Source organism: Thermocaproicibacter melissae (genome assembly GCF_024498295.1).
Lineage (GTDB): Bacteria > Bacillota > Clostridia > Oscillospirales > Acutalibacteraceae > Thermocaproicibacter > Thermocaproicibacter melissae.
Window position 1 is genome coordinate 786,986 of sequence record NZ_CP101827.1, and the last position, 25,292, is coordinate 812,277.

General features: G+C 47.2%; 25 protein-coding genes. 2 read left to right on the plus strand and 23 right to left on the minus strand.

Translation table 11 applies throughout. From position 1 onward, the window contains the following. Positions 1-61: 61 nt before the first annotated feature. The 17 genes from rsfS to infC are packed head-to-tail and all read right to left on the minus strand — an operon-like array spanning position 62 to position 16,455. Positions 62-415 (minus strand): ribosome silencing factor, encoded by a 354-nt coding sequence (gene rsfS, locus NOG13_RS03965; RefSeq protein WP_283110980.1) that lies wholly within the window; start codon positions 413-415, stop codon positions 62-64. Positions 416-436: 21 nt separating this feature from the next. Next, positions 437-1,009: a bis(5'-nucleosyl)-tetraphosphatase (symmetrical) YqeK gene (gene yqeK / locus NOG13_RS03970; RefSeq protein WP_283110981.1), complete on the minus strand. Its 573-nt coding sequence runs from the start codon at positions 1,007-1,009 to the stop codon at positions 437-439. Then, complete coding sequence (gene nadD / locus NOG13_RS03975) at positions 1,006-1,620, minus strand: nicotinate (nicotinamide) nucleotide adenylyltransferase (protein ID WP_283110982.1); 615 nt, start codon at positions 1,618-1,620, stop codon at positions 1,006-1,008. Before nadD ends, yqeK begins: the two co-directional genes overlap by 4 nt. Positions 1,621-1,657: 37 nt before the next feature. After that, on the minus strand, positions 1,658-1,963 hold the full coding sequence (locus tag NOG13_RS03980; protein ID WP_283110983.1) for a YhbY family RNA-binding protein: 306 nt from the start codon (positions 1,961-1,963) through the stop codon (positions 1,658-1,660). After that, entirely contained in the window at positions 1,950-2,543 is a 594-nt protein-coding gene (locus tag NOG13_RS03985) for an XTP/dITP diphosphatase (protein WP_283110984.1), read from the minus strand. Before NOG13_RS03985 ends, NOG13_RS03980 begins: the two co-directional genes overlap by 14 nt. Then, positions 2,540-3,460: a signal recognition particle-docking protein FtsY gene (gene ftsY, locus NOG13_RS03990; protein WP_283110985.1), complete on the minus strand. Its 921-nt coding sequence runs from the start codon at positions 3,458-3,460 to the stop codon at positions 2,540-2,542. The genes NOG13_RS03985 and ftsY overlap by 4 nt, the downstream gene beginning before the upstream one ends. Before the next feature lie 18 nt (positions 3,461-3,478). Further along, positions 3,479-7,054 (minus strand): chromosome segregation protein SMC, encoded by a 3,576-nt coding sequence (gene smc, locus NOG13_RS03995; RefSeq protein ID WP_283110986.1) that lies wholly within the window; start codon positions 7,052-7,054, stop codon positions 3,479-3,481. Positions 7,055-7,069: 15 nt separating this feature from the next. Next, entirely contained in the window at positions 7,070-8,068 is a 999-nt protein-coding gene (locus NOG13_RS04000) for an elongator complex protein 3 (RefSeq protein ID WP_283110987.1), read from the minus strand. Beyond that, positions 8,065-8,739: a ribonuclease III gene (rnc, locus tag NOG13_RS04005; RefSeq protein ID WP_283110988.1), complete on the minus strand. Its 675-nt coding sequence runs from the start codon at positions 8,737-8,739 to the stop codon at positions 8,065-8,067. Before rnc ends, NOG13_RS04000 begins: the two co-directional genes overlap by 4 nt. A gap of 21 nt (positions 8,740-8,760) precedes the next feature. After that, positions 8,761-9,786, minus strand: coding sequence for a phosphate acyltransferase PlsX (gene plsX / locus NOG13_RS04010; protein WP_283110989.1), 1,026 nt, complete (start codon positions 9,784-9,786; stop codon positions 8,761-8,763). 53 nt (positions 9,787-9,839) lie between these two features. Next, positions 9,840-11,153, minus strand: coding sequence for a methylenetetrahydrofolate--tRNA-(uracil(54)-C(5))-methyltransferase (FADH(2)-oxidizing) TrmFO (gene trmFO / locus NOG13_RS04015; protein ID WP_283110990.1), 1,314 nt, complete (start codon positions 11,151-11,153; stop codon positions 9,840-9,842). Then, on the minus strand, positions 11,150-13,231 hold the full coding sequence (gene topA, locus NOG13_RS04020) for a type I DNA topoisomerase (protein ID WP_283110991.1): 2,082 nt from the start codon (positions 13,229-13,231) through the stop codon (positions 11,150-11,152). Before topA ends, trmFO begins: the two co-directional genes overlap by 4 nt. Before the next feature lie 27 nt (positions 13,232-13,258). Next, the gene (gene dprA, locus NOG13_RS04025; RefSeq protein ID WP_283110992.1) at positions 13,259-14,422 is read right to left on the minus strand and encodes a DNA-processing protein DprA; all 1,164 of its coding nucleotides are present in this window, start codon (positions 14,420-14,422) and stop codon (positions 13,259-13,261) included. After that, the gene (locus NOG13_RS04030) at positions 14,409-15,230 is read right to left on the minus strand and encodes a TrmH family RNA methyltransferase (RefSeq protein WP_283110993.1); all 822 of its coding nucleotides are present in this window, start codon (positions 15,228-15,230) and stop codon (positions 14,409-14,411) included. The genes dprA and NOG13_RS04030 overlap by 14 nt, the downstream gene beginning before the upstream one ends. Before the next feature lie 57 nt (positions 15,231-15,287). Further along, positions 15,288-15,641, minus strand: coding sequence for a 50S ribosomal protein L20 (gene rplT / locus NOG13_RS04035; protein WP_283110994.1), 354 nt, complete (start codon positions 15,639-15,641; stop codon positions 15,288-15,290). Between the two features lie 54 nt (positions 15,642-15,695). Further along, a complete protein-coding gene (rpmI, locus tag NOG13_RS04040; RefSeq protein WP_283110995.1) occupies positions 15,696-15,893 on the minus strand; it encodes a 50S ribosomal protein L35 in 198 nt (65 codons plus the stop codon). A 22-nt stretch (positions 15,894-15,915) separates the two neighbouring features. Then, entirely contained in the window at positions 15,916-16,455 is a 540-nt protein-coding gene (gene infC, locus NOG13_RS04045) for a translation initiation factor IF-3 (protein WP_346347668.1), read from the minus strand. A 474-nt stretch (positions 16,456-16,929) separates the two neighbouring features. Between infC and NOG13_RS04050 the strand changes: the two genes are divergently transcribed. Both NOG13_RS04050 and NOG13_RS04055 read left to right on the plus strand, forming a co-directional pair. Then, positions 16,930-17,157, plus strand: a complete 228-nt coding sequence (locus NOG13_RS04050; protein ID WP_283110996.1) for a hypothetical protein — start codon at positions 16,930-16,932, stop codon at positions 17,155-17,157. Between the two features lie 119 nt (positions 17,158-17,276). After that, the gene (locus tag NOG13_RS04055) at positions 17,277-17,621 is read left to right on the plus strand and encodes a phenylpyruvate tautomerase MIF-related protein (RefSeq protein WP_283110997.1); all 345 of its coding nucleotides are present in this window, start codon (positions 17,277-17,279) and stop codon (positions 17,619-17,621) included. A gap of 54 nt (positions 17,622-17,675) precedes the next feature. On the opposite strand, the gene NOG13_RS04060 is transcribed toward NOG13_RS04055, so the two are convergent. The 6 genes from NOG13_RS04060 to NOG13_RS04085 all read right to left on the minus strand — a co-directional run bounded on the left by NOG13_RS04060 (position 17,676) and on the right by NOG13_RS04085 (position 25,182). Then, complete coding sequence (locus NOG13_RS04060) at positions 17,676-17,939, minus strand: pro-sigmaK processing inhibitor BofA family protein (protein WP_283110998.1); 264 nt, start codon at positions 17,937-17,939, stop codon at positions 17,676-17,678. Between the two features lie 23 nt (positions 17,940-17,962). Continuing rightward, on the minus strand, positions 17,963-18,214 hold the full coding sequence (locus NOG13_RS04065; RefSeq protein ID WP_283110999.1) for a DUF2508 family protein: 252 nt from the start codon (positions 18,212-18,214) through the stop codon (positions 17,963-17,965). Between the two features lie 80 nt (positions 18,215-18,294). Beyond that, on the minus strand, positions 18,295-20,427 hold the full coding sequence (rnr, locus tag NOG13_RS04070) for a ribonuclease R (RefSeq protein WP_283111000.1): 2,133 nt from the start codon (positions 20,425-20,427) through the stop codon (positions 18,295-18,297). A gap of 69 nt (positions 20,428-20,496) precedes the next feature. After that, positions 20,497-20,745, minus strand: a complete 249-nt coding sequence (gene secG, locus NOG13_RS04075; protein ID WP_283111001.1) for a preprotein translocase subunit SecG — start codon at positions 20,743-20,745, stop codon at positions 20,497-20,499. Between the two features lie 196 nt (positions 20,746-20,941). After that, on the minus strand, positions 20,942-23,170 hold the full coding sequence (locus NOG13_RS04080) for a DNA gyrase subunit A (RefSeq protein ID WP_283111002.1): 2,229 nt from the start codon (positions 23,168-23,170) through the stop codon (positions 20,942-20,944). 26 nt (positions 23,171-23,196) lie between these two features. Further along, positions 23,197-25,182 (minus strand): DNA gyrase/topoisomerase IV subunit B, encoded by a 1,986-nt coding sequence (locus NOG13_RS04085; RefSeq protein ID WP_283111003.1) that lies wholly within the window; start codon positions 25,180-25,182, stop codon positions 23,197-23,199. Positions 25,183-25,292: the final 110 nt, after the last annotated feature.

The following is a 25,292-nucleotide window of genomic DNA, read 5'->3' on the forward strand; positions in this document are numbered from 1 at the left end:
TCGCCCCTATTTTTGATTCGACTTTTATTAAAAATGCCGGAAACGATTCCGGCATTTCAAATTACTTCAGAAATTCTGAAATGTCGATGTTTTCGCCATCGCGCCATAGCCGGTCCAAATCATAGAAACTGCGTGACTCCGGAGTAAACACATGAACCACAACGTTGCCGTAATCCAGAAGAATCCATGAATTGGAGTGGTACCCTTCTTTATGCCTGACTTGGATTCCAAGCTCTTCGAGTTTAAATTCTACCTCATCGGCCAAAGAATTCACGTGCGTGCTGCTTGTGCCGGTTGCGATGACAAAATAATCTGCCAAAACAGAAATATCTGCAATCTTAATCATCTTAATTTCTTCTGCTTTTTTGCTGTCGAGAATCTTTACTGCCTGTTTCGCAATCTCAAACGCAGTCATAGATGCATTCCTTTCTGTGAGTTATTTATCTTTCATAATCAATGCAATCTGGTTGTATGCCTCTAATGTGTCCGGATGAATCGGTTTTTTGTTATTGGCAAGGTCTGCAATCGTATAGCTCAGGCCCTCCAACAACGCAGTATCCATATCCTTTTGCGCTGCTTGACGCAATTCCTCTACACCCGGATAATCGCGGTCCGCAGAAATAAAATCCGCCATAAATAACACACGCTCAAGCGACGTCATATTTTTGCGCCCGGTTGTGTGATAACGAACCGCATTCAGGATTTCCGTGTCTTCTATGTGAAGCTCTTTTTTGATATATTCTGTCCCCAAAATGGCGTGCCACAGTTTGGGCGCCGCAAGCTCAATTTCTGTGAGTTTGATGCCATATTGTTTCATTTTTTCAAGCTGCTGTTCCGGAGGAATATCCTTCATAATATCGTGAAGGATTCCCGCCGTCTGCGCTTTGAGCGGATCGGCTCCGTACTTTTTCGCAAGCTCCACAGCGGCTTCCGAAACGCATATAGAATGGTGATATCTCTTTTCACTTAGGAACGGCTTGATGACAGCCTTGTATTCTTCAAAGTTCATTTTGTACTCATTTCTCCCAAGTACAGTTTCTTTTCACGAATATATCGCTCAACGGCTGCAGGAACAAGCGAAGAAATGCTTTTCCCGGCTTTCACAGCCTCCCGAATCATTGTTGATGAAATCGGGTAATAGGGGATATCCTCAATTCTTGTTTTTGCGCCGTTGCGTTCAATTTTTTTTGCGTATTCTAGCAACGCTCCGGTACCTTTCGGGCTGCGGGGGGCCGCACAAATCGTCGCAAGCTGATAGATGACCTGCGGGTCGTGCCACTCTTCAAGCGTTAAAAACATATCTTCGCCCGTTATGAGGTATAACTCAGCATCTGGGTACTGCCGATGCAACTCGGTAAGAGTCTCGGAGGTGTAACTTTGTCCTCCCCGCGCGATTTCAATATCGCTGACACAAAACCGTTTGTCGGCTTCCGCGGCGAGACGGCACATGTTGAGCCGATCTTCCGCATCTGCCAAGTCCGGTGCTCGCTTATGGGGTGGAACGTTGGTGGGAATCAGAATGACACGGTCAGCCTGAAGAATGTCCGCAAAACACTTTGCTAAATGAATGTGACCATTGTGAATCGGATTAAACGTTCCACCGAAAATGATGATTTTCATTTTTCTTTCCCCATGAAAAGGGTTCTTATTTATCATATTACTTTTTCCGCTCTTTGGGAAGTATAATTTTGGGATCCTTATCATTTCTGCGGTAAAGGACGAATTTTGAACCAATCACCTGCACAGAATCCGAAGAAGTTTCAGCGGCTATTTGGTCTGCAGCTTCGGGCGCGTTCACCGGCGACGTTTCAAGGACTTTGCCCTTAATCAGTTCTCTTGCCGTCAGCGCATCATCTGCCTGACGAATAACCTCGGCGTTGATGCCGCCTTTTCCGACAATGAGAATCGTATCAATTGAATTTGCAAGTGAGCGAAGATATGCTCTTTGTTTACTGTTCAGCATGAGAATTCTCCTTATATTTTCTGAGCTCTTCCGCAAAAACGCGGAGCGCTTTTCCGCGATGACTGATTTTGTCCTTTTCCTCGGCACTTAGTTCGGCAAAAGTTTTCTCTCCAACGAGGAAAACCGGGTCGTAACCAAAGCCGCCGTTTCCGCGGGCTTCAAAAGCTATTTTTCCGGGACACTCCCCGCGGGCGGTGATAATATCGCCATTCGGCAAAATGCAGCAAATGGCACAGACAAACCTAGCTGTCCTTTTTTCCTCCGGAACATCTTTCAGAGCATCAAGCAGTTTCGCGATTCTCTGCTCATTCGTCGCATTTTCGCCTGCATACCGCGCGGAATAAATCCCAGGGGCGCCGTTGAGCGCATCCACTTCCAAGCCGGAATCATCAGCGACGGCTGCCTTTCCTGTTGCGTGAAATGCCGAGATAGCTTTCAAATAAGCGTTTTCGGCAAATGTTGTTCCGTTTTCTTCTACTTCAGGGAGATCCGCCGTAATGACTTCGATCGAAAGCGGCTGAAGAATTCTCTGAAATTCTTGAACCTTATTACGGTTATGTGTTGCAACGACTAATTTCACGTTTCTTCCTGCCTCTCAAACAGTGCCTCCGCAAACTGGTCGGCATCGAAGGGCTGCAAATCATCGACCTGTTCCCCTACACCGATAAATTTAACTGGCAGCCCCAATTCTTTTCGGATTGCTAAGACTACGCCGCCGCGGGGTGTGCCGTCCAGCTTCGTGAGAACAATACCTGTAATATCTGCTACAGACATAAACTCTTTTGCCTGATTAATCGCGTTCTGCCCGGTCGTAGCATCCAGAACAAGCAGAACCTCACGGTCGGCATCCGGCGCTTCGCGCTGGATAATACGGTTGATTTTCGCGAGTTCCTCCATAAGATTCTTTTTGTTATGGAGGCGCCCTGCCGTATCGCAGATAACGATGTCCGCACCGCGTGCCTTTGCAGCCGCAATGGAGTCAAAAACGACAGAAGCCGGGTCGCTGCCTTGAGGCTGGCTGATGATTTCCGCTCCGGAACGCTCAGCCCAGATTTCAAGCTGTTCCACAGCAGCGGCACGGAATGTATCCGCCGCGCTGAGAATGACCTTCTTCCCCTGCTTTGTGAACATAGCGGCGAGCTTGCCAACCGTTGTTGTTTTGCCAACGCCATTCACGCCGATGACGAGAATGACAGAAGGCTTTGTACTGAGCTTCAATTCTTCCCCGCCGCGCAGCATATCCGCGATAATCTGGCGGAGCATTTCATTGATTTGGGAAGGATCGGTTACTCTCTGCTCTTTTACCTGCTTGCGGAGTTCACCGCAGATGTATTCCGCAGTCGGTACGCCGACATCCCCCATTACCAGCAGTTCTTCCAGTTCTTCAAACAAATCCTCATCAATTTGCGTAAAGGAATTCAGCATAGACGCAACGGAGGCGCTCATGGTTTCGCGTGTCCGTTTTAAGCCGTCTTTGATTTTTGCGAAAATTCCCATTCTGTTTTCTCCTTTAAATTAAGCCTTAATACCCAGTTTCTCCTCGACTTGACTTACCTGCATTTCAAGCAGCTTGGAAACACCCTCGTCCTGCATCGTGACTCCGTACAGCACGTCTGCTTCCTCCATGCACCCGCGACGGTGCGTGATGACAATAAACTGTGTCTTGTCGTTCATTCTGCGCAGATAAGAAGCAAAACGAGTAACATTTACGTCGTCAAGCGCTGCCTCGATTTCGTCGAGAACGCAGAACGGCGGCGGGTTAACTTTCATAATTGCGAAATAGAGAGCGATGGCAACAAGAGCTTTCTCACCGCCGGATAATGACTCAAGATGCGTCACAATTTTGCCGGGCGGCTGCACGGCTATTTCTATGCCGGAATTCAAAACATCTGTTGGATCGGTAAGAGACAAGCCTGCGCTTCCGCCGCCGAACAGCTCACGGAACGTCTGCCCGAAGTTCCTGTTAATCTGTTCAAAGCGGGCGGAGAACAAGTCTTTCATCTGGCGAGTCAGGTTATTAATGAGCTGGCTCAGCTCGTTGCGGGATTCTTCCACATCCGCTATCTGCGCCTTTAAGAACTCATAACGCTCGCTGACCTCTTTGTATTCTTCCACAGCCGCAACATTTACCGCACCGAGGTTCTTGATTTCACCTTTAATCACCATTAAGCGTTTCTTTGCGCCTGCTAAATCTCGAATCGGAGTCTTTACCTGTTCCTCGGCTTCACGGCGTGTCAGTTCGTATTCTTCCCAGAGCTGTGAAATAATATCGTCATATTCCTTCTGAAGATTTGCTTTTCGCTCTTCAAGAAGCCCAAGGTCATGCCCGATTTTCTCTTTTTCTTCAGACTTTTCTCTTTCTTTTGCGCGAAGCTGAACAGATTTCTGTTCCAGTTGCATGCGTTTGGCGCTGAACGTCTCAATCTCTTGGGAAGCGTTTCGCGAGGTCTCCCGCAGCTTATCGGCTTCTTTTAATAGTTCAGCAATCTTTTTCTCAATTTCTGATGTTGCCTGTTTTGTTCTTTCGATTTCGGAGTTTAACTCTGCTATTTTTTCTTGGTGGCTGCGACCGAGCTCCTCCGCTTGGCGAATGGCATCTTCCAGCGACTGAACATCTTTTTGGGCAGCTAAACGGTCAAGTTCGATTTGGCGTATGGTATCCGTCAGCTCGTCGCATTTGCGGTTTAATTCGTCTCGATTTCCGGTAATCTCTGCAAGACGGTTCTTGATTTCTTCCACTTGTTTCAGCAGTTCTTCGGCTTTTTTCCGCTCTTCGTCGCGTGCTTTTTCCTGTGAAGTCAAGCGTTCCTGTGCCGAAACTGCCTCTTTCTGCAAAGCATCAATGTCATTTTTCAGAGAAAGGAGGTTGTCCTGAGCTCGGCTGCGTTCCGCGTCCATTCTCACACATTCTTCCTGAGCCGATGCAAGTTCTGCTTTCGCCGAAGTGAGTTCCGCTTCTGCCGAAGCAGCATCTTCCGAAGCGGCTTTGGCCTCTGCCGCCGCTTTTTCTGCTTTTGCTTTCAGCTTTTCAGCTTCCGCACGAATTTTTTGAATCTCGGCGGCACGGCTTAAAAGGCCGGAATTGCGCACCAAAGAACCGCCTGTCAATGATCCTCCGGTATTCACGACCTGCCCGTCCAATGTGACAATGCGGAACCGGTAACCAAACTTTTTGGCGATCAAAACCGCGCTGTCAAGGTCTTCCGCTATCACAATTCTTCCCAGCAGGGATTCTACGATATTCTGATAAACCGAATCATAGGAACAAAGCTGCGATGCAATTCCTATGAATCCAGGGGTGTTGGAAAGGCCGTCTTCATGCAGAATTTTTCCGCGGATGGTTTCAACCGGCAAAAACGTCGCACGCCCAGCATTTGTGTGTTTCAAAAAAGCAATTGCCCGTTTTGCGTCCTGCTCGGTGCTGACAACAATATTCTGCATTGCCGCGCCAAGCGCAGTTTCCATTGCAACCGTGTACTCTTCCGGGACATGAATCAAGCGGGAGATTGGCCCGTGAATTCCCGGAAGAGTGCCGTGCTTTGATTCTTTCATGACCGCTTTTACACTGTTGGAAAAGCCTTCTAGGTTTTGTTCGAGGTCTTCGAGCAGTTTTGCCCGCCGCAGCTGCTCCTGAAGATCAAGGCGGAGAGAATCGCTTGTCTGCTTTGCGGCATCTCTTCGGCGGATTCTTGCCTCTAGGCGCATTTTGTAGCCGTTTACAGTGTTCGCCACGGATGTAGCGCGTTCTTGAGCCTCATTCAGTTTTTTGGTTGCATTTTCTACATCTGCTTCTGCTTGTTTCAGGAGCTTATTTTTTTCTTCAATTGAGCTATGGATGGCTTTCATGCGGAGACTGATTTCAGAAATTGCGGAAACAGCCGTCATCTCTGCTACTTTTGCCTCGGTTGCTTGTGCCGTCAATTCGGCGATTTTTTTGGAAAACTGGTCGATAACGTCTTCCGTTTCCGTCATTCCGCCACGGAGCTTCTCAAGTTCGTTTGTGCAGTTCGCAAATTCAGCGTCTTTTTTCGCTATGTACTCCTGCTTTTGCCGGATTAATTCGCGGCGCTCTGCGATGACATTTTCAAGATTGCCGCCGGAAACATTGTTCTGCTCGATTTCCTTCTGCAGACGTAAGATATTTTCCTCATTATGGCGGATATCGTTCCGCAGAACAGAAACCTCGCTGTCCTTTCGTGCGGCCTCTTCATCCAGAGAGGCACAGCGATTCCGAATTTCATCAATTTTAGCTGCACAAGCATTCGCAGCCTGAAAGGTCTCTTCAATCTGCTGTTCCAGTTCCTGTATTCCCCGCTCTGCTGCGTCATATTGATTTTTTGCAATCAGGATTTTATCTTCCTGCTCACGAAGGACACGGCCGGAATGCTCCAGCGTAACAAGCCAAAGGCCGATTTCAAGTTGTTTTTTCTCGTCTGCAAGCGCAAGATATTTTTTTGCCTTTTCACACTGCTCTTTCAGAGGGCCGATTCTGCTTTCCAGTTCCGACAAAATATCGTGAAGGCGAGTCAGGTTTTCTTCTGCCTGAGCCAGCCTGTGCTCAGACTCCTCTTTGCGGTAGCGAAAACGCGAGATTCCCGCCGCTTCCTCAAAAATTACACGTCTGTCTTCGCTGCGGGCCGAAACAATGCTGTCAATTTTTCCCTGACCGATGATGGAATATCCGTCACGTCCAAGACCGGTATCCATGAACAGTTCATTGATATCTTTCAGGCGAACTTGAACATTATTGATTCGGTACTCACTGTCGCCGGAACGATAATAGCGCCGTGTGACAGAAACCAAATCCGAATCATAAGGCAACTCTCGGTTTTTATTCTCAATATTCAGTGTAACCTCGGCAAAACCGAGCGGTTTTCTGCCCGGCGTTCCGCTGAAAATTACATCCTCCATCTTTGTGCAGCGGAGCGTACGGACAGACTGTTCGCCGAGCACCCAACGCACAGCGTCGCTGATATTGCTTTTTCCGCTGCCGTTTGGACCGACTACGGCTGTAATCCCGTTATGAAAACTCAGAGTTGTCTTATCCGGAAATGTTTTAAATCCCTGAAGTTCCAATGATTTTAGAAGCAAATCGGTTCCTCCGTATCAGATGAATTTGAAGCATCCCCGCTTCACAGAAACGTCCGGTACGATGCGGACTGAGTAGCCAAGTTTTTCAAGCTGATGCAGATTTTCTTTTTTCTGGCCGACGGCCTGCGAAATACACGCAGGATTCACCGCAATGGATATTTTGCCTTTCTGAATATTTTGCCCCTGCAACCCGGCTTTGATCTTGTTCAAAAAGCGGCGGCTTTCACATAGCTCACGAAAGGCAGGGTGCCACGGACCTGCAAGCATATCTCGCTTTAACTCAGGAGTTGCATGCAGGCCTAGGCGAATGACAGGAATATTCTTTTCTTCAAAGTAATCCAAAAGGTATGCGCAAAGTTCTACTGCACTTTCCAAGGACTGAGGCTGATAGTCGCCCTTTCGGTAAGCTTCGCCCAGTTCGGTGCCGCGAAGGACAATAGTCGGGTAAATCCGCACACAATCCGGAGCTAGGTCGGCAAACTGTTCTGCTGTTTTCTTAGACTTTTCGTCTGTATCTCCCCGAAGACCGGTCATCATTTGAAGACCAAGCGAAAAGCCGTAAGAATGAATCAATTTTGAAGCTGCAACCACCTGTTCTGCCGTATGCCCGCGCTGATTTGCACGAAGGACTTCATTGTCCATGCTCTGCGCACCAAGTTCAATGGTTGTAACCCCATATTGCTTCAGTAGCGAAAGAATCTCGTCATTGATTGCATCTGGCCGAGTAGAAAGGCGGATTCCGCGAAATGCGCCCGAACGAATATACGGTTCGGCGGCCTGTAAAAGCGACAGCATATAGCTTCGCTCAATTGCAGTAAAGCTCCCTCCAAAAAACGCGATCTCCGCGTTTGGCGCTTCACTGCCAAGTGAACGCAGCGCGGTTTCAGCCGCTGCAGAAACGTCTTTTGCCGAAGGCTGCACAGCCTTGCCGGTGATGCTTCGTTGGGAACAAAAGCTGCACATGTGCGGGCAGCCGTTGTTCGGCACGAAAATAGCTACATTAGCGTGTTTCAATATCCCATCAGCTTCAGTGCCTCACGCGCTGCCTGCTGCTCCGCTTCTTTTTTGCTACGGCCCCCACCTTTTCCCATAGTATTGCCGTCAAGACGCACTTCAACGAGAAAATGTTTTTCATGGTCGGGACCGCTTTCGCCCGTCAGGACATACTCCAAATGATCTTCCGGATTCTTTTGGACAATCTCCTGAAGAGCGGTTTTATAATCTTTCATCGCCTTTGGTCTTCCTTGGCGCAGGAGCGGCAGAACATAACGAAGTACAAAGGTTCGTGCAGCCTCAATGCCGCCGTCTAAATATATGGCGGCCGTTACCGCTTCAAAGGCATCCGCGAGGATGGAGGGTCTGGAACGTCCTCCGGAATTCTGTTCTCCATGGCTCAGCAACAGGTATTTGCCAAGGCCGATTTCTTTTGAAAACCCACAACACGCTTTTTCACACACAAGAGCTGCACGCCTTTTTGTCAGCTCCCCCTCTGGAAGCTTGGGGAAATTCTTAAAAAGATAATCGGCAACGATTGCTCCCAAAACCGCGTCCCCCAGAAACTCCAGCCGTTCGTTGCTCCCTTCCGGAACACGATACTCGTTTGCATAGGAAGAATGGGTGAGCGCGGTTTTGAGATACTGGGGATTCTTGAAATGATACTGAAGCTTTTCTTCCAGTTCTTTCATAGGTAATCGCTCCATATTGATTTAATCACCTTCTTTTTTGGTGTCAGCTTCCGTCATTCCGTATTTTTCGACGGAGGCTGCAATTTCTTCTGCTACATGGCCCTCTACATAAGCTTTGGTTAAGCGCAAAGCATTAAATACCGTTTTTGCCTTTGAACTTCCGTGCATTTTGAAAACCGGCTTAACACACCCCATCAAAGGAGCTCCGCCGTATTCATTATAATCAAAATTCTTCTTTAGTTGCTTCATGTCTTTCATAACAAGTGCAGCGGCAATCTTGTTTTTGGGGCTCTGCATAAATACCTGCTTGAGTTTTCCAAGAAGCATCAAAGCCACGCCTTCATAGGTTTTGAGAATTACATTTCCTGTGAATCCATCCGCTACAATAACGTCGCCGGCGTCGACTGGAATATCTCGTGCCTCAATATTGCCGATGAAATTAAGACCGGAATTTTTCAAAAGCGCAAATGCTTCATGCTGCAGCTTGCCGCCCTTGTGATCTTCCGTACCGATGTTAGCCAATGCAACGCGCGGATTTTTAATCCCCATTACTTTTTCCATATAGATGGAGCCCATGATTCCGAACTGTTGGAGCATTTCTGGCTTGCAGTCGACATTCGCACCGCAGTCGATTAACATGAAAAAGCCTTTTTCGTTGGGGATAATGGGAGCAAATGCTATTCTTTTTACCCCGTGGATTCGCTTAACGATGAGGGATGCGCCAACCACAAGCGCCCCGCTGTTTCCTCCGGAAACAAAAGCGTCGCCTTCCCCTGCAACCAGTCTGCGAAGGCCCTCTGCCATAGAACAATTGGCCTTAGACTTCATGATTTCGCCGGCGCTGTCTTCCATGGTGATGACATCCGGTGCATCCGCAATCTCCATGTGGTCCAGAGAGATGTTGTTTTCGGAAGCTACTCGCCGAATTTCCTGTTCGCGACCGACAAGCATGATATCAATGCCAAGTCCTTTAACTGCATCGGCGCACCCCTTCATAATTTCGAGCGGTGCATGATCTCCCCCGAATGCATCGACAATAATCTTCATTGTACCATCTCCACGTTATATTCAATCAACCACAACTTTCGGTTAATTGCCTTTTAGGTATCCAAAGAATCTATGGTTTTTTCAAGGTCGGCTAATGCTCTTTGTGCAAGGGCAGCATAACGCTCACGTTTATCACGAATTGGCTTTTCAAGCGACGGCAGGATGCCGAAATTCGCACCCATTGGCTGGAACGGTCCTTCTCCGCCGTAAGCTACATACCTACTTAGTGCACCCATCATAGTCGTTTCTGGGAGAACCAATGATTCCTTCCCCCTGAAACGCCGAACAGCATTTATGCCTGCGAGCAGTCCGGAGGCCGCAGACTCCATATATCCTTCAACGCCTGTAATCTGGCCTGCAAAAAACAGATTTCGATTTTCTTTCATGCTGAAATCCGGAGAAAGTACGGTTGGAGAATTCAAAAATGTATTGCGATGCATCACGCCATACCGCATAAATTCTGCATGCTCCAAACCGGGTATCATGCCAAAGACGCGCTTCTGTTCACCAAATTTCAGATTTGTTTGAAAACCGACCATGTTATAGAGTGTTCCCTCAGCATTTTCTTTGCGGAGCTGCAGAACGGCCCATGGCCGGTGGCCTGTACGCGGATCGCGCAAGCCGACAGGCTTCATCGGTCCGAAGCGAAGGGTGTCTTTTCCGCGGGCTGCCATGACCTCAACAGGCATACACCCCTCGTAAACCTTTGGGTCTGCGTTGTCAAACCCGTGAATCGGGGCGCGCTCCGCGTGAATCAGCTCCTGATAAAAAGCTTCGTACTCCTCTTTATTCATTGGGCAGTTCAGATAAGCGTCATCCTCGCCACGCCCATAGCGTGAGGCGGAGAAAATTCGTTCCATATTAAGGCTTTCTGCGGAGACGATGGGTGCCGCAGCGTCAAAAAAGCTGAGACTTCCTCCGCACAATTTGAAAATCTCGTCAGCAAGGGCGTCCGATGTAAGCGGACCAGTTGCAATGATTACGATTCCATCCTTCGGAATGTTGACAAGTTCTTCCGTGTGGACGTGAATCAATGGGTGACTGCGGATTTTCTCTGTTACTTTCTGCGCAAAAGCATTTCTATCAACAGCAAGTGCACCGCCGGCCGGCACACGGCAGTCATACGCGCACGGCACGAGTAAAGAACCGAGGCGGCGCATCTCCTCTTTCAGCAGACCTGCCGCACTCTCCACTCGCTCTGCTTTTAGCGAATTGGAACAAACAAGTTCAGCAAAATTCGGATTTTTATGAGCGGGAGAGAATTTGGCAGGCTTCATTTCATAAAGCTCGGTTTGAATTCCATGCTGTGCAATCTGCCAGGCGGCTTCACACCCGGCAAGACCGGCACCCGCGACCAAAATACTCATTCTTCCTCCGTTTTTTCATAACCGCAACCCGGGGTAATGCAGTAATACTTCGGTTTCTTTCCTTTCTTTTTCAGAAGGGTTTTGCCACAGCGTGGGCACTTCTCCTTTGACGGCTCGTCCCAAGAGACAAAATCGCATTGTGGGTAATTGGAGCAGCCGTAAAATATGCGGCCTTTCTTGGTGCGTTTAATAACGACTTTCCCGCCGCATTTCGGACATTCTGCGCCGTTGGTCTCAACATATTTCTTGACGTTTTTGCACTCCGGGTATCCCGGACAAGCAAGAAATTTCCCGTAACGGCTGGTTTTAATGACCATGTGACGGCCGCATTTTTCACAGATGACGTCGGTCACGTCTTCTTTCAACTGAATTTTGACACCCTTCATGGCCTCTTTAGCAGCCTTCAGAGTAGCGTCAAAATCTCCGTAGAAGTTCTTCAGTTCCTCCACCCAGTCGGTTTTTCCGCTCTGGACATCGTCCAGATCACTCTCAACCTGTGCAGTGAACTTGACATTGACGATTTTCGGGAAGCGTTCCTTCATAAGCTTCACGACAGCTTCGCCGAGCTCTGTGGGCTTCAAAGCCTTTCCTTCCCGAACGACATATTCTCTTGCTGTTATGGTAGAGATTATGACAGCATACGTCGACGGGCGTCCGATTCCGTTTTCTTCAAGCGCTTTAATCAAAGAAGCTTCGGTGTAACGCGGCGGCGGCTGAGTAAAATGCTGATTACCCGCGATTTCTTTCAGCTTCAGGGGCATGCCATTTTCCAGTTCCGGTAATGTGCCTTCGTCCTTTTTAGCTTCATCTGCTGATTCTTCATACAAGGTTGTAAAGCCATCAAACTTTACAGTGTATCCAGATGCCTTAAAGATATAATTTTTTGCCTGAATGGTAGCCTGCACGGTGTTTTGAATGCAGTTTGCCATCTGGCTTGCGATAAAACGCTCCCAGATAAGCTTATAGAGTTTATACTGGTCGGATGAAAGACTGTCCTTAACTTTGTCCGGTGTGAGACTTGGCATGGTCGGACGAATCGCTTCGTGTCCGTCCTGTGCGTTGGCTCTGGATTTATAGTGGCGCGGAGTATCCGGAAGGTACTTCTCGCCCCATGTTTCTTTAATAAAATCAGCCGCAGCCTGAATTGCTTCTTCTGAGACACGAAGTGAGTCGGTTCTCATATAAGTAATCAAACCGATTGCGCCCATGCCAGCAATTTCCACGCCTTCGTAAAGTTCCTGCGCGACTTTCATGGTTCTGCGTGCCTGAAAGCCGAGCTTGCGGGATGCTTCCTGCTGCATGGTTGAAGTGGTGAACGGAGGAACCGGAGATTTTCTTCTGGTTCCCTTTTTCACGTTTGTTACCACATATTCCGCATCCTGCAGTTCGCTTAAAATGCGGTCAGACTGCTCTTTGTTTTCAATTTTTATCTTGCCGTTTTCGTCGCCGTAAAGAGAAGCCACGAAAACTTTACGAGAGCCCTTCGGAGAAAATTTGGCTTCAATCGACCAATATTCCTCCGGAACAAACGCACGGATTTCCTCTTCACGGTCTACGATAAGACGCACCGCAACAGATTGAACACGGCCTGCCGAAAGGCCATGGCGGATTTTTTGAGAAAGGAACGGGCTAAGCTTATAGCCGACAAGACGGTCCAAAATTCGCCTTGCCTGCTGAGCATTCACGAGATTCTGGTCGATGGTGCGCGGATGTTCCATGCCTTCCTTAATTCCGCTTTTTGTGATTTCGTTAAAGGTTATTCTGTTCTTTTCTTCCGTGCTCAAGCCCAAAAGATAAGCTAGATGCCACGAAATCGCCTCTCCTTCCCGGTCAGGGTCCGTTGCGAGGAGCACGCCATCGCTCTTTTCCGCTTTGTCTTTGAGCTTTTCAACCAGCTTCTCTTTTCCCTTTATAATGTCATATTTCGGCTTGAAATTGTTTTTTACATCAACACTGAGACGATTCTCCGGCAGATCACGCACATGGCCCATGGATGCTATTACATCGTAACCGGGGCCAAGATACTTTTGAATTGTTTTTGCCTTGGCAGGTGATTCTACAATAACAAGTTTAGACAAGTAACCACCTCATAGTTTTGTTTTCGATTATGGAAGACTGTATCTCCCGCCAGAATATGTTTTTACAGCGCCGGAAAGTTCTAGTTCCGTAATCGCTGCTAGTATGCGGGAGGTATTCATTTTTGTCTTTTCTTGCAGAACTTCAATATGCACAGGCTGTTTTTCCAAGAAGCGGAATACAGTTTTTGCATCATCGGAAATATCAGCAGGTTCCTGCAAATAATTTACGTTTTCCTGCTTCTTTGGAATCATACCGTTATCTTTTATCATATCATTTGTTTTGCCGCCGTCAAGATATATTTTTTCTGGAAAAAGTTCAGAATACTCTTCCAGAATATCTTCCGCACAACTGACCGGCTTTGCCCCGGATTTAATCAGATTGTTTACACCTTGCGAAACAGGGCTGAAAATATCAGCTGGAACTGCGAATACATCTCTGCCCTGATCAAGCGCAAAATCCGCAGTAATCAGCGAACCGCTTCTAGCCGCGGCTTCCACGACGAGTGTTCCGACGGAAAGGCCGGCAATAATTCTGTTCCGGATTGGAAAATTCGAGCTGATTGGCTGCGTCTGCGGAGGATATTCCGAAACAAGTGCTCCGTGAAGCGCTATCGCGTCTCTCATGGAAGCGTTCACCATCAGATATTCCGCATCTATACCACATCCAAGCACACAAACTGTTGTTCCGCCGGCCTGAAGTGCTCCTTGGTGCGCCGCGGTATCAATTCCGAGTGCACCGCCGCTGACAATTATGACGCCTTTTTTGGCAAGTTCAAAAGCAATGCTCCTTGCTGCACCTCGGCCGGTCGCCGTGGCCTTTCGTGTTCCTACAATTGAAATGGAGAGTCTATGCGAAAAATCCGGCAATTTTCCCTTTACAAATAATGCACAGGGAGGATTGGGAATCTCCCGCAATAAATCAGGATATTCCGCATCGTCCGGCGTGATTACGGTCTGCCCCAGCTTCTCGCAGTAATCGAGCAGAGCTTGCGCCTGCTCAACCGACCACGTTTCCAGCGCATGCAATTCCTTTGGGGTAAAATAGCCCTCCAAAAGCCATGATTCTTTGCCTTCTTGATAAAAGACTTGAAGTGACGGGTAAGAAGCAAGGATTCTGTTCTGCTTGGAGCTTCCAGCGCCGAGTGCATGTTGAAGCCAAAGCCAATACGCGCGCGGATCAATTTCGCTCATTTTTGACCGCCTCCGTTCCGCGCATCATTTCCCACATAATGATTGCAGCCGAAGCAGCAGCGTTCAGCGATTCTGCCCTGCCTTGCATTGGGATTGTTACGCGTTCCGAACAAGCATGAATTGTCTCCTGCGTCAGTCCGTTTCCTTCATTTCCGATGACCGCAACGGTAGGGACAGAGAAATCAAGTTTTGTAATTGGAATTGCAGTAGAATCCGGCACCGCAGCTAAAGTCTGAAAGCCAGCCTTATTCAGGCGTTCAATCGTTTCCGGCCCATTTTTTAAAATGAAGACCGGAAGTCGAAATGCCGCACCCATCCCAGCACGAAGCGCCTTGGGTGAGAAAACATCGCAGCAATCACCTGAAAGAACGACGCCTTTGATTCCTACCGCTTCCGCTGTGCGAAGCATCGCACCGAGATTTGCAGGGTCCTGAATGTTTTCGAGCATCAGAAAATGTTGCCCAGATGCCGCAGACGGAATGTCTTCCCTTTCAGCGGGTCGTGCGCAAATGCTGAATACACCTTGAGGATTCTTTGTTTCGGAAAGAGCCTGCGCAACTGACTGTGAAATGAGATATTCATTCGGGTTCGTTTTACGGATGATTGAAAGATATTGACTGTATTTTATCTCTGCCTCTTCCGTGTAGAGGAGAGAAACAGTCTCTAACCCGCTTTCAGCAGCGTCCGAACATAGGCGTGCACCTTCCAAAGGAAATTTTTTCTTCTCTTTCCGATACGATGACGAAGAAGAAAGGTGCTGAAACTCTTTGACGAGCTCATTTTTCCTGCTTGTTATGGTCACGCGCATTTCATCTTCCTCCACAAAAAAAGATGCGTCCGGAAAGAACCGGACGCATGCTTCATATTAAAGTGCAGCTTTTGCTTTTTCAACCAGAGCCTTGAATGCAGCTTCGTCTGCAACCGCAATTTCAGCAAGCATCTTCCTGTTCAGTGCGATGTCAGCTTTTTTCAGGCCGTTCATAAACATGGAATAGCTGATACCATTTGCACGGCATCCTGCTGAAATACGAGTAATCCAAAGACGACGGAAATCACGCTTACGGGCTTTTCTTCCGATATAAGCATAATTGCCGGATTTCATAACGGCCTGTTTGGCCATTTTGAAATGTTTGCTCTTAGCACCGAAATAGCCCTTCGCAAGTTTCAGTGTCTTTTTTCTTCTCTTGCGCGTCATGAGCGCACCTTTTACACGTGCCATTTTATTACCTCCAAAAACTGGTTGTTTCCCGTATTAGAGCTGAGCTATTTCAGCTTATTTATATGGAATCAATTTTTTAATTTGAGCCACATTAGTCTTATCAACCAAAGTAGTCTTCCTCAGGTTTCTGGTACGCTTCGTTGTCTTCTTATTGAGAATGTGTGATTTGTAGGCATGAGCGCGAATGATCTTTCCCGATTTTGACAACTTAAAACGCTTTTTAGCACCGGTATGTGTTTTAATTTTAGGCATAGCTGCCCCTCCTTATTGAATCTTACTTAACGGGTTTGGAAACAAGGAACATCAGCATGTTGCGACCTTCCATTTTGGACGGTTTCTCAACATTTGCGACGTCTGACAAAGCTTCAGCAAACCGCCTCATGATTTCATGCCCGTGTTCAGGGTGATCCATTTCACGTCCGCGGAAACGGATGGAAACCTTAACTTTGTCCCCGGCTTTCAAGAAGCGCTGTGCATGGCCGACTTTTGTGTTGAAGTCATGAGTGTCTATGTTCAACGAAAGACGGATTTCCTTGATATCCACAATGTGCTGGTTCTTTTTCGCTTCCTTTTCTCGCTTGGCCTGTTCAAAACGGAATTTGCCATAGTCAATAATCTTACATACAGGCGGTGTAGCCTGAGGAGCGATTTTTACCAGATCAAGGTTCATCTCAGCTGCCTTCTGCAGCGCCTGAGCCGCAGACATGATACCAAGCTGGTCACCGTTCGGCCCAATCACACGAACTTGCCGGTCGCGGATTTGCTCATTGATCTGATGTTCTCTGCTGCTAATAGTAAAGCACCTCCAAAACACGTCATTAGCAATAAAAAATAAAGCACATGAACCGAATCTCCGTCCATGCGCCAATACTACAGCCGAGCATAAAGCAACAGCTACATGTATGGACCCGTGCCGGACGAAACCCCACAGGTGAGAACGGCGGTTACAGTTGCACGCTCTACTTTGTTTTTATATGAGTTATTATAGCTTTCGCTATGCTGTTTGTCAACTATTTCTCTAGTTTGAAACGAAAAAAATGTGCCGCATATTCTGAAATCAAGGGAGGAATAACAATGAAATCCGCGTTTCCGTTTTACTGGTATCTTTTTCCACCGTGTGAAGGATGCAATAGGCCGCGGCGCAGATTTCGCCCGCTCGCAAGCCTTCAGACAAAGTTCAAAAATTTTCGTATGCCAAAGGTAATTTATTTCAATCGTAAACTATTTCAGAAGCGATAATCTTTTTTTTATTTTCGGGCAGACTACTTTGCAAAAGGAGGAGTCTGCTTTGGAAAACAAACAAATGGCACCGAAGGAAAATAAAAATTTTGACTTAGACCTAATTGATTCTTGCACAGATAACGTTGTTTCTGGCACTGAATGTACGGGCCTTATACCCACTCCGCCAGAAGACGAACCGGAAAGTGAATCCTACACGGAATTATACACCATACCAAAACCAGCTTCTATACGCGAAGTTCACAGAAGACGACAAGAACACAAAAATAAATCCTAACTATACTTCTTCGGTAATATGATGTTCTCCCAGAGGGCCAATTGGCTCTTTCATTCGGCTGCATGAATTGAATCATAATTCTGTTCATGCTATAATCCTTGAAGAAAGGAGAGGATCATATGCCGTCCATACAGACAAAAGTCAATATTCCAATCTCCAAAGAGCAGGAAACGAAGCTGAAAACAAAATTCGGCAAGGCCATCGAACTGCTCCCCGGCAAATCTGAGCGCTGGCTCATATTAACCTTTGAAGACAACTGTAGAATGTGGTTTCAGGGAAACGATGAACCCGCAACTGCGCTGGTTGATGTAAAATTATTCGGGAAAGCCTCTGCTGAGGATTACGAAAAGCTGACTTCCGCTCTTACACAAAGTCTGGAGGAAGTTCTAGGAATCAGCCCCGCCAGAACCTACGTTCGCTATGAAGAGGTTCAATACTGGGGTTGGAATGGTTCCAATTTCTAAATGGAAAGTCGAAGGCGGACTGCAAACACAGCAGTCCGCCTTTTTCTGCGCATGTCATTTCATGATGAGATTCAGCAAAAGGAGCAAAGTTACTCCCGGGATTCCGGCAACGCCGGAAACGCCGATTGTCAGTGGGCTTATGGGTAGACTGACTCCGGTAAATGTTCCGGTAAGATTGACGACCATCAGTGTGCATAAGCCAACGAGAATTCCGCCGATTGCATGGCGTACTGGATGTCGCGACTTCATAATCACCTGAATGATACAGAGGAGTAAAAAGACGCCGCATGCGCAGAGAACAATCCATAAGTCCTGCAATCGACACACCCCGCTCTTTTGATTTAGAAAGCAGTGCCGCCTACATTCATTTGTTTCATCCGGCTGAGCAGATAGCGATAGCGTGCCTGAAGTTCTTCTCTTTGGTAGATGCACGCATCAATCAGGTCGCTGTCACACTCAAACTGGAACCAACAATCATTGTAGGCCAGCAGGCGGGAAACATCCTTGATTTCTGAAAGCAGCTTTTCCTGTTCAGCAGTATCGTCCTTTGTAGTACAATCCGTCCGCTGTAGCAGTTTCAGAACAGATTCCATACTAACAACTCCGCCTTCCGAATATAGTTTATGTCAGTATGATGGTCTGTTATTCCAACTTTTATACAGTGGACAAGGAATTATTTTCTATCTTTTTCTTGGTAAATAAAGTCAATCCGGCCGGTCGCGACATCGGCGGATACGACCTTGACACGCATCGGGGTACCAATCGTGATTCTGCTGCCTGTATGCGGGTCTACCATCGAAAGTGCGCCGTCAAATCGGTAATTGGAATTCGGAATACTCGCGATCGGAACAAATCCCTCAACGGAGTTTTCCAATTCGACAAAAATACCGCGCTGCGTAACGCCGCTGACGACACCATCATAGACTTCGCCGATATGCTGAAGCATATACTCCGCCATGTAGCAGCTTTCAGCGCTTCGCTCGGCAGACATAGCGCGTATTTCGGCATCGGACGACATTTTTGCCGCTTCCACCGCAAACGCCTCATATTTTTGCTTGAGGGAATCTTTATTCTTGGTTTTCAGTGCATCGGATAGAATACGGTGAATTGCTGTGTCCGGATACCTGCGTATCGGCGAAGTAAAATGGCAGTAATCCTCGAGTGCAAGCCCGAAATGGCCAAGCGGCTTTACGTCGTAGCGTGCTTTTGCCATGGTTCGCAGAAGCTGGTGAGAGATAACTTTCTGCGCCGGTGTTCCTTTGGCTTGCTCTAAGATATTCGCAAAGTCGTGTGATGAAACCGTGCCGTCTTTGTGTTTGAGAGGCTTAGAATCGAGGCCGGCTGCGTCTACAATCTGAATCAGCGTCTTAGTGCGCTCCGGATTCGGCAGTTCATGCACACGGTAGACAAACGGAATTCCCCGTTCTTTCGCAAACATCGCCGCTGCACGGTTTGCCGTAATCATCAAGGCTTCTATCATCTGTTCCGCCTCACCGGTTGTACGCGGCCGTACATCAACACAAATCCCATCTTCATTTAAGGTAAACTCCGATTCGGTTGTATCAATATCGACGGAACCGTTTGCGATAAAGTGCTTTTTCAACAAAGCGGCAAGTTCTCTTGCGGCGTTAAGAGAACGGATTACAGGATGGTATTTTTCCCGGAGTTCGGGAGATGCCGTCTTTGCAAAGAGCTGATTTACCTCTGAGTAAACACCGCGAACCTTCGAGCGGATGACGCTCTTGCAAAATCGGTAGAACTCAATGTTCCCGTCTGCATCAAGGTCAATTAACGCGGAAAAAGCCAGTTTATCTTCCCCGGCGTTCAGCGAGCAAACGCCGTTTGAAAGAACCTTTGGTAACATCGGAACCACTCTGTCTGCAAAATACACAGAAGTTCCGCGTGCTCTGGCTTCGAGATCGAGATCGCCGTTCGGCTTCACATAATGCGACACGTCGGCAATATGCACGCCAAGGTGGAAACCGCCTGATCTCCTTTTGCTGACGGAAATCGCGTCGTCCAGGTCTTTTGCGTCTTCACCGTCAATCGTGCAGATTGCAGCATCGCGAAGGTCAAGCCGACCCTTAAGGTCTTCCGGCGTAATCCCCTGTGCGGCCGCTTCTTCGGCTTCCGCAAGAGCCTTTTGAGAAAATTCCGTTACAATTCCGTATTCGTCAAGAATCGCATCGGAACAGACTTTTGCGCTGCCGGCCTTGCCGTAGCGTTTTACAATTTCCGCTTCAAAATCACGGGAACGCGCCTTTCTGCGCAGTCTCACCTGCACCTTGTCCCCGTCTCCAGCCAAAGCTGCCGATTTACGGCTGACCGGCACCTCAAAGCGAATTGCGCCATCTGGAGAAAACATAACTCCGTTTTCTGTGATATGAATGACTCCGGTGAGCAATCGGCTTGCCCGCTCCGTCACGGACTCAATATCGCCGCTTAGCCCCTTTGCATCTCTTTTTAAGTGCGAAAGAATGACACGGTCCCCAAGAAACGCACCATTCAAGCTATCTTCATGGACAAACACATCATGCCCTTCGTCGGTGCGTGCAAATGCAAAGCCGTGTGAAAGAGAGATAACGGTACCTTCTGCCGTTCCCTTTTGTTTATCGGTATCCGGCAGTTTTACACGTTTCTTTTTTGTCACAATGATGCTTCCGTCATTCCTTAATGCCTCGAATGCAAAGAAAAAGTCCTTCTTTTGCTCCGGCTTTATTCTCAATGTCCGCATGATTGAGTAAAGCGGAAGACTTTGCTTTGATTTCTGCAGGCAACGCAGTATTTTCTCCTTATAATCTTTCAAAGTATTCCTCCATATTTTTGATATTTCGATATAAAAAACGCTCCGCCAATCGGCGGAGCGTTTAAGCAATCATTTTCCAAAGAACGTATAAGCGTTAATAATAATCACAAGCAAGAAAAATCCAATGGCGATAAATTTGGTCCATCTAGCCAAAAAAGCATCAACCGACCTCGCCTGATTTTTTGAAAGGAACGTATCCGCTCCGCCTGTAACTACTCCAAGATTATCCTGATGACCTTCCTGCATCAAAACGATTATGGTAATGCCGACCGAAAAAAGCATAAGAATGATTCCTAAAACAATCTCACCGACAGTCATATTTTACCTCCAAAGCTGCAAGCTATACCAATAAGCAAATAGTACCACAAAAGAAAGGTATTTGCAAGGAAATTCTTATATTTATGTGCATATTCCGTCTTTCTACGGAGACGATAATGATGGACAGGTAAGTGTTTGCGTTTGCCACTATACCTGTCTGGGTGCGGAAAGGCATTAGGCCTTTCCGCACCGTTTTTTATGACAGGGTAAGCTGTTCCCCCTGCTCTTCCTCGCTCAACACAGTGCCCGAAGAAGGAATCTTTTTACGGTAACGGTCTGGTTTTGTCAACATTCCTTCTTCATATTTTTGAGCTTTTGAAAGAACAGCTCCGCGTTTCAGAGTCATAGCGGAGACGCCCTGCGTACTGCGCGTACTTTTGGACGCGATAGCGCCGGAATGAATCAGAAGAACTTTCCCCTTTGACGAAGTCAACAGGAATTCGCAGTCTTCCTCAATTTGGGCACACGCGACCACAGGAGATTTGTCGCTGTATGCATTCACAAGTTTCTTGCGATTTGTTTTTGTTTGATAACTTGCCAAGTCAACTTTTGCAACTTTTCCGTTTTCAAAGAAAAAGAGCATATAGCCTTTATAATCCGTTGTAACGGCCATATAAATTGGGACTTCGCCTTCCTCCATGCCGAGTTGTGCAGGCAGATAATCTCCCAAAACACTCGCCTTCGTATCCGAAAAATCGGAGGCCTTCGCCTTGTAAACGGTGCAGCGGTTCGTAAAGAAGAGCAAATCCGCAGAATTTACACTCTCAATCTGCTGAAGGATAGAGTCCCCCTCTTTCAGCTTCTGCTCACCGCTCATGCGAAGTGACAAAGGAGTTATTTTCTTGAAATAGCCCTCTTTTGTAAAGAAGAGATTTACAGCATAATCCTGAACTTCTTCCTCCGGAACATTCTGCAGCTCGTCCTCATAAATAATCATGGAGCGACGCTTCTGGCCGTATTTGCGCGCGACTTCATCCAGCTCAGCCAGAATAACCTTGCGAATTTCCCGGTCACTTTCCAGAATTTTCTGGAGTGCTGCAATATCATGCTCAATTTGTTCCGTTTCAGCGGTTCTCTTCAGAATATATTCCCGGTTCAAATGACGAAGCTTAATTTCTGCAACATATTCCGCCTGCGGCTGGTCAATTCCAAAACCAATCATCAGGTTTGGAACAACTTCCGACTCTTCATCCGTCTGACGAATAATTGCAATGGCTTTATCAATGTCGACTAGAATTGCCTGCAAACCTTTCAAAAGATGCAGCTTGTCCTGCAGGCTTTTTAACTCAAATTGTGTTCTCCGGCGTACACATTCCGTGCGGAAATGAATCCATTCGTCTAGGATTTCGCGAATTCCCATAACCCGCGGCGCACTCTTAACCAGAACATTGAAGTTGCACGAGAAGCTGTCCTCGAGCGGAGTCATCCGAAACAGTTTCGCCATTAGGCGGTCCGGATCTGTTCCACGCTTCAAATCAATGGTGATTTTCAAGCCCTCAAGGCCAGTTTCATCGCGGATATCCGAAATCTCTTTTATTTTTCCCTGCTTGACCAAGTCAACTGTCTTTTCGATGATCGCTTCAATTGTCGTTGTTGGAGGAATCTGCGTAATATCAATGCAGTTTGCTTCCTTGTCGTACGAATAGCGGGAACGGACTCGCATGGAACCGCGGCCGGTGCGGTAAACTTTTTCAAATTCCTTACGGTCGTAGATAATCAGTCCACCGCCCGGAAAATCCGGCGCAGGCAATGTGGAAAGGATATCATGCTCGGGATTTTTCATGTACTCAATTGTTGTGCGGCAGACTTCCGCAAGGTTAAACGAACAGATGGAGCTGGCCATACCGACAGCAATGCCGGTGTTGGCATTAACCAGAATTGTCGGGAAGGTAACCGGAAATAGCGTTGGTTCCTTTGTCGTGTTGTCGTAGTTATCGACGAAATCGACCGTGTCTTTTTCAATATCTTTGAAAAGTTCCTGAGAAATGGGATCTAGCTTTGCTTCTGTGTAACGGGAAGCCGCACAGGCCATATCCCGCGAATAAAACTTACCAAAGTTTCCTTTTGAGTCAACAAATGGATGCAGTAAAGCCTCATATCCGCGGCTGAGACGTACCAAAGTGTCATAAATGGCACTCTCGCCGTGTGGATTCAGTTTCATCGTCTGCCCGACAATATTCGAGCTTTTTGTCCTTGTAGGTCCCAAAAGGCCCATCTTGTACATGGTATACAGCAGTTTCCGGTGAGACGGCTTAAAGCCGTCAATTTCTGGTATCGCACGCGACATAATGACGCTTATCGCATACGGCATGTAATTTGTTTCCAGCGTTTCGGTAATCTGCTGTTTGACAATGCTGCCGGCACCTTCTATGACACCGTGTACTTGCGGCTGTTGCACTTCACCGCCGGTATGTTTTTTCTTCATTATACTCAATCCCTACCATGTTTATCTTAGCTAAGGTCTGCAAGATCCATATAAAGATGACCGTACTCTGCAATATAGTCTTTTCGGCCGTCTAGATTATCGCCGAGGAGCAAGTCAAAAACCTTTGCTGTTTTTTCTGCATCCTCAGGCATCACCTGAATCAGGCGGCGTGTTGCCGGATTCATTGTCGTAAAGTTCATCATATCCGGTTCGTTTTCACCGAGGCCTTTCGACCGCTGAACCGTAAATTTCTTACCCTCAAGCTGTTTTAGGAAGTTTTCTTTTTCTTTCTCCGTGTAAGCAAAATACGTTTCATCCTTTGTACGGATTTCAAAAAGCGGCGATTCCGCAATGAAAACCTTGCCATTCTCGATGAGCGCCGGGGTCAGACGGTACAGCATCGTGAGCAGAAGCGTCCTGATTTGATAACCATCAACGTCTGCATCTGTGCAAAGTATGATTTTGCTCCAGCGCAGAGAATTCAAATCAAAAGAAGACAGGTCTTTGTTTGCCTTCGATTTTACCTGAACGCCGCAGCCAAGCACCTTGATTAAATCCGTGATAACATCGCTTTTGAAAATTTTATCGTAATCAGCTTTCATGCAGTTGAGGATTTTGCCGCGGATTGGCATAATCGCCTGAAAATCCGGATTCCTTGCCTGCTTGCAGGCACCGAGTGCGGAATCCCCTTCCACGATAAAAATTTCTCTTTTCGAGACATCGCGGCTCCGGCAGTCGACGAATTTTGCGACCCTGCTTGAAAGATCCATGTTTCCGGAAAGCTTTTTCCGAATGTTCAAGCGCGTCTTTTCGGCGTCTTCGCGGCTGCGCTTGTTGATAAGCACCTGATTCGCAATTTTTTCCGCGTCTAGAGGATTCTCAAGGAAATAAACTTCAAGCTGATGGCGAAGGACTTCCGTCATGGCTTCCTGAATTCCTTTGTTTGTGATTGCCTTTTTCGTCTGGTTTTCATAGGAAGTGCGGTTTGAAAAAGACGAGATAATAAGAATCAGGCAGTCCTGAACATCATTGAATGTTATCTTGCTTTCGTTTTTGTTGTACTTATTTGTCTGCTTCAGGTACGAATCAATCTGGTAAACAAATGCGTTTCTTGCGGCCTTTTCCGGAGCACCACCATGTTCCAGCCAACTGGAGTTATGATAATACTCAATCAGAGGGTTTTTATTGGAGAAGGCGACCGCTATGTTTATCTTTACATTATATTCTGGCATGTCCTCACGGTCACGGACACGGCGTTCCGTTTGCCAGAACTGAACCGGAGTAAGCGCATCTTCGCCGGCAATCTCTTTTGCGTAGTCAACAATTCCGTTATGATAAATAAATTCGGTAGTTTCAAATTTTCCGCCCGACTGATTGCGGAACAAAAAACGAATGCCGTCGTTGACAATTGCCTGCCGTTTCAGTATGTCGCAGAAATATTCAGGCGGAATTTGAATATCCGTAAATACCTCGATATCCGGTTTCCACTTGATTTTCGTTCCGGTATCCTTACCCGAATACGGTTCTTTGTGAAGTCCGCCGATGTTCTCGCCGTGCTCAAAATGGAGCGTGTAACGCATGCCGTCACGGCGGATATCAACATCCATGTATTCCGAAGAATACTGGGTAGCACAAAGCCCAAGACCGTTTAATCCGAGAGAATACTCATAACTTTCATCAACATCATTGTTATATTTACCGCCTGCATAAAGTTCACAGAAAACAAGTTCCCAGTTCCAACGCTGTTCCGCGTTGTTGAATTCAACCGGTATTCCTCGGCCGTGGTCTTCCACCTCAACGGAATTGTCTTCATAACGAGTTACAATGATTTGATCTCCGAATCCCTCTCGAGCTTCGTCGATGGAATTCGATATAATTTCGAGGACTGAGTGTTCACACCCCTCAAGCCCGTCTGACCCAAATATAACAGCCGGCCGGCGGCGAACCCGGTCTGCTCCTTTCAGTGCGGAAATGCTTTCGTTTCCATATGTTTTTTTCTTACTAGCAGTCATTCTTCTCCTCCGCCGCTTCCATCAGCCAACCCATTTGACTGATTTGATTTTAGGGAAAAATATGTTTGCTTAAACGCAACAAAAAGGGAATGTCATAACATTCCCCTTTT

Bases quoted from the DNA above. Each gene is read 5' to 3' on its own strand.
- rsfS (WP_283110980.1), bottom strand. From the start codon at position 415: ATGACTGCGTTTGAGATTGCGAAACAGGCAGTAAAGATTCTCGACAGC.
- yqeK (WP_283110981.1), bottom strand. From the start codon at position 1,009: ATGAACTTTGAAGAATACAAGGCTGTCATCAAGCCGTTCCTAAGTGAA.
- nadD (WP_283110982.1), bottom strand. From the start codon at position 1,620: ATGAAAATCATCATTTTCGGTGGAACGTTTAATCCGATTCACAATGGT.
- NOG13_RS03980 (WP_283110983.1), bottom strand. From the start codon at position 1,963: ATGCTGAACAGTAAACAAAGAGCATATCTTCGCTCACTTGCAAATTCA.
- ftsY (WP_283110985.1), bottom strand. From the start codon at position 3,460: ATGGGAATTTTCGCAAAAATCAAAGACGGCTTAAAACGGACACGCGAA.
- rnc (WP_283110988.1), bottom strand. From the start codon at position 8,739: ATGAAAGAACTGGAAGAAAAGCTTCAGTATCATTTCAAGAATCCCCAG.
- plsX (WP_283110989.1), bottom strand. From the start codon at position 9,786: ATGAAGATTATTGTCGATGCATTCGGGGGAGATCATGCACCGCTCGAA.
- trmFO (WP_283110990.1), bottom strand. From the start codon at position 11,153: ATGAGTATTTTGGTCGCGGGTGCCGGTCTTGCCGGGTGTGAAGCCGCC.
- dprA (WP_283110992.1), bottom strand. From the start codon at position 14,422: ATGAGCGAAATTGATCCGCGCGCGTATTGGCTTTGGCTTCAACATGCA.
- NOG13_RS04030 (WP_283110993.1), bottom strand. From the start codon at position 15,230: ATGCGCGTGACCATAACAAGCAGGAAAAATGAGCTCGTCAAAGAGTTT.
- rplT (WP_283110994.1), bottom strand. From the start codon at position 15,641: ATGGCACGTGTAAAAGGTGCGCTCATGACGCGCAAGAGAAGAAAAAAG.
- rpmI (WP_283110995.1), bottom strand. From the start codon at position 15,893: ATGCCTAAAATTAAAACACATACCGGTGCTAAAAAGCGTTTTAAGTTG.
- NOG13_RS04055 (WP_283110997.1), top strand. From the start codon at position 17,277: ATGCCGTCCATACAGACAAAAGTCAATATTCCAATCTCCAAAGAGCAG.
- NOG13_RS04065 (WP_283110999.1), bottom strand. From the start codon at position 18,214: ATGGAATCTGTTCTGAAACTGCTACAGCGGACGGATTGTACTACAAAG.
- secG (WP_283111001.1), bottom strand. From the start codon at position 20,745: ATGACTGTCGGTGAGATTGTTTTAGGAATCATTCTTATGCTTTTTTCG.
- NOG13_RS04080 (WP_283111002.1), bottom strand. From the start codon at position 23,170: ATGAAGAAAAAACATACCGGCGGTGAAGTGCAACAGCCGCAAGTACAC.
- NOG13_RS04085 (WP_283111003.1), bottom strand. From the start codon at position 25,182: ATGACTGCTAGTAAGAAAAAAACATATGGAAACGAAAGCATTTCCGCA.